This is a genomic window from bacterium, from assembly GCA_035703895.1.
Lineage (GTDB): Bacteria > Sysuimicrobiota > Sysuimicrobiia > Sysuimicrobiales > Segetimicrobiaceae > Segetimicrobium.
This window is the reverse complement of record DASSXJ010000067.1, coordinates 1-3,393: the sequence shown is the minus strand read 5'-3', so window position 1 is coordinate 3,393 and position 3,393 is coordinate 1. Positions and strand designations below refer to the sequence as shown.

Here is a 3,393-nt window from a genome sequence, read left to right as displayed (position 1 = left end):
CCGATCACCGCGTGAATCGTCCCCTGCTCGACCCGCAGATCGACGCCGTCTAGGGCGCGGAACCCCCGGAAATCCATCGTCAGGCCCTGCGTTTCGAGGATCACAACCCCCCCGGCATGGTTGGACCTTCGTTCCGTGCCCTGAGAATTGGCATCTCTGGGGGGCAAACCCTTCATCCGGATGGGCACCCGGGAAGGGGGCCCGGATCCCGCCCGGCCTACTCGCTGCCACGGCTCCCAAGTGAGCGCGGACAGAAGCGACGCTCTATCCTAGCCCGTCACCACCGCCCTGCGGCGCGGCACTGACCTCCGAGAACTGCTCTTCTTCGGTGGAGCCCCGCAGCGCCAAGGTCGAGCTCGCCCCACCGGCGATCACCTCGGCGACCGCGTCGAAGTAGCCTGCGCCGACCTCCCGCTGGTGCCGGGTCGCCGTGTATCCGTGTGTCTCCAGCTCGAACTCGTGCTCCTGAAGTCGCACGAATGCGCTCATGCCCTGCTCGGCGAACCCTTTCGCGAGCTCGAACATCGACGCGTTGAGCGCGTGAAACCCCGCGAGCGTGATGAACTGGAACTTGTAGCCCATCGCCGCGAGTTCCCGTTGGAACCCGGCGATCGTCCGGTTGTCGAGATGGCGCTTCCAGTTGAAGGATGGGGAACAGTTGTAGGCCAGGAGCTTGCCTGGAAACTCGTCGTGGATCGCCTCCGCGAAGCGGCGGGCTTCCTCGAGGTCCGGCCTGGACGTCTCGAACCACAGGAGATCCGCATAGGGCGCGTACGACAACGCTCTGGCGACGGCCGACCGCAGCCCCGGCGCGGCGGTGAAATAGCCTTCGGGCGTCCGCTCGCCGGTCAGGAACTCGCCGTCACGTGGGTCCACGTCGCTCGTGAGCAAGGTCGCTCCCAGCGCATCGGTTCGCGCGATGAGGACGGCAGGCACGTCCAGGACATCGGCGGCGAGCCGGGCGGCGGTGAGCGTTCGAATGAACTGGGCGGTCGGCACCAGGACCTTCCCACCCATGTGGCCGCACTTCTTCTCGGAGGCCAGCTGGTCCTCGAAGTGAACGCCCGACGCCCCGGCGTCGATCATCGCCTTCATGATCTCGAAGGCGTTGAGCGGCCCTCCAAACCCGGCCTCGGCGTCCGCGACGATCGGCGCAAGCCAGTGCGTGTCCGCGCGGCCTTCCGACCAGTCGATCTGGTCGGCCCGGAGCAGGGCGTTATTGATCTGCCGGATCACGGCGGATGCGCTGTTCGCCGGATAGAGGCTTAGGTCGGGGTACATCTGCCCGGCCAGGTTGTTATCCGCGGCCACCTGCCACCCGCTGAGGTAGATGGCCTTAACCCCGGCCTTGACCATCTGGACGGCCTGATTGCCCGTGAGCGCGCCGAGGGCGGGTACGTACTCCTCCGATTGCAGAAGGTGCCACAGTCGCCCCGCCCCCATCGTGGCCAGGGTGTGCTGGTTCCGGAGCGATCCGCGCAGCCGCACGACATCGCGGGCAGTATAGTGCCGCCGGATGCCACGCCAGCGGTCGTCGGCGGTCCACTGCCGGGCGAGTACGCCGGCTTCGTCGTGGATACGTGCGGTCAGTTCCGATGGGCTCATGATGTCCTCCTCGCCGTCAATCGATGCGCTCGTAGGCGGGAATCGTGAGGAACTCTACGAACTCCGCATTGAGGGCAACGTGCTCGAACAGCCCCCGGGCGTCCTCGAATCGTCCACGGTCAAAGACCTGCGCGCCGATCTCCCGCCGGATCCGCCCGAGCTCCTCCTCTTCAACCGACCGCACCAGCTCCGGGGTGACGCGGGAACCCTCCTTGAGCCGGGCGCCGTGGCGGATCCACTGCCAGACCTGAGACCGCGCGATCTCCGCGGTGGCCGCGTCTTCCATGAGGTTGTAGAGCGCTGCGGCCCCCACCCCGCGCAGCCACGACTCCACGTACTGGATCCCCACGCTGACGTTCGTGCGCAGCCCGGCCTCGGTCACGGTACCCTCCGGCACGCGGGCATCCAGCAGGTCTCGGGCGGACACCCGGACGTCCTCCCGCTGGCGGTCGAGCTGGTGGAGGCGACCTCCGAGCCCGGTGTTGAAGGCATCCATCGCCTCACGCACAAGGTCCGGATGGGCAACCCATGTGCCGTCGAACCCGTCGTTCACTTCACGGATCTTGTCGTCCCGCACCTTGGCCAGCGCCACCCGATTCACCTCAGGGTCCCGCCGGCTCGGGATAAAGGCAGCCATGCCGCCGATGGCGTAGGCGCCCCGCCGGTGGCAGGTCTTGACCAGGAGCTCCGTGTAGGCCCGCATGAACGGCACGGTCATCGTTACTTGCGACCGGTCGGGGAGGACGAACTCCGGGCGGTCGCGGAACGTCTTGATGATGCTGTAGATGTAGTCCCACCGCCCGGCATTCAGGCCGCCCGAATGGTCCCTGAGCTCGTAGAGGATCTCCTCCATCTCGAAGGCCGCCAGGACGTGCTCGACGAGGACCGTGGCTTTGATGGTGCCTCGCGGGATGTCGAGCGCCTCCTGGGCGAACGTGAAGACGTCGTTCCAGAGGCGGGCCTCGCCATGGCCTTGGAGCTTAGGGAGGTAGAAGTAGGGGCCGGTACCACGCTCGAGGAGCGTGCGGGCGTTGTGGAAGAAGTAGAGGCCGAAGTCGAGCAGGCTCGCTGAGATTGGCCGGCCGTCCACGAGCAGGTGCTTCTCGACGAGGTGCCACCCTCGCGGCCGCACGAGCAGGGTGGCGACGCGTTCGTTTAGCCGGTACGTTCGGCCGTCTGGGTTCACGTACTCGATCGCCCGCCGGACGGCGTCCAGGAGATTGACCTGGCCGGCGATGACATTGTCCCAGGTCGGCGAGTTGGCATCCTCGAAGTCGGCCATGAACACGCTGGCTCCGGAATTGAGCGCGTTGATCACCATCTTCCGATCGACAGGACCGGTGATCTCCACTTTTCGTTCCTGCAGGTCCCGCGGCACGGGCGCCACCGTCCACGCTCCCTCGCGGACCTCGCGGGTCTCGGGGAGGAAGTCCGGCAGGATCCCGGTACCGAGCGCGGCCGCCCGCTCGACGCGTTTCGCGAGAAGGGCTTCGCGAGCGGGGTTGAACCCCCGCTGCAGCCCGCCCACAAACCTGAGCGCCTCCGGCGTCAGTATCTCCGCGAACCTGCCCGTGACTGGTCCGCGCACCTCAACTCCCGTACCGGCGGCCGCCTTCATGATACGCTCCATCGCTTCCCCCGACGTTGGTGATTGTATTATAGGAAGCGGATCGCCTATAGTGGAAGATGATTTTTCTTATGTGTCGTATAGGAGACTTCTATCGGATTTGATCTGCCGCAGGTCGAGGCGTTTGTCGCGGTCGCCACCTACGGGAGCTTTGCCAAGGC

The 3,393-nt window shown here is 66.3% G+C and carries 3 protein-coding genes; all 3 read right to left on the bottom strand.

What is annotated here, in order from left to right:
- Window positions 1–77: ABC transporter ATP-binding protein (locus VFP86_04755; protein HET8998935.1), on the bottom strand; the 77-nt coding region annotated here is incomplete at its 3' end.
- A gap of 187 nt (window positions 78–264) precedes the next feature.
- Window positions 265–1,605, bottom strand: a complete 1,341-nt coding sequence (gene aceA / locus VFP86_04750; protein HET8998934.1) for an isocitrate lyase — start codon at window positions 1,603–1,605, stop codon at window positions 265–267.
- A 16-nt stretch (window positions 1,606–1,621) separates the two neighbouring features.
- Complete coding sequence (aceB, locus tag VFP86_04745) at window positions 1,622–3,235, bottom strand: malate synthase A (protein HET8998933.1); 1,614 nt, start codon at window positions 3,233–3,235, stop codon at window positions 1,622–1,624.
- Between the last annotated feature and the right edge of the window lie 158 nt (window positions 3,236–3,393).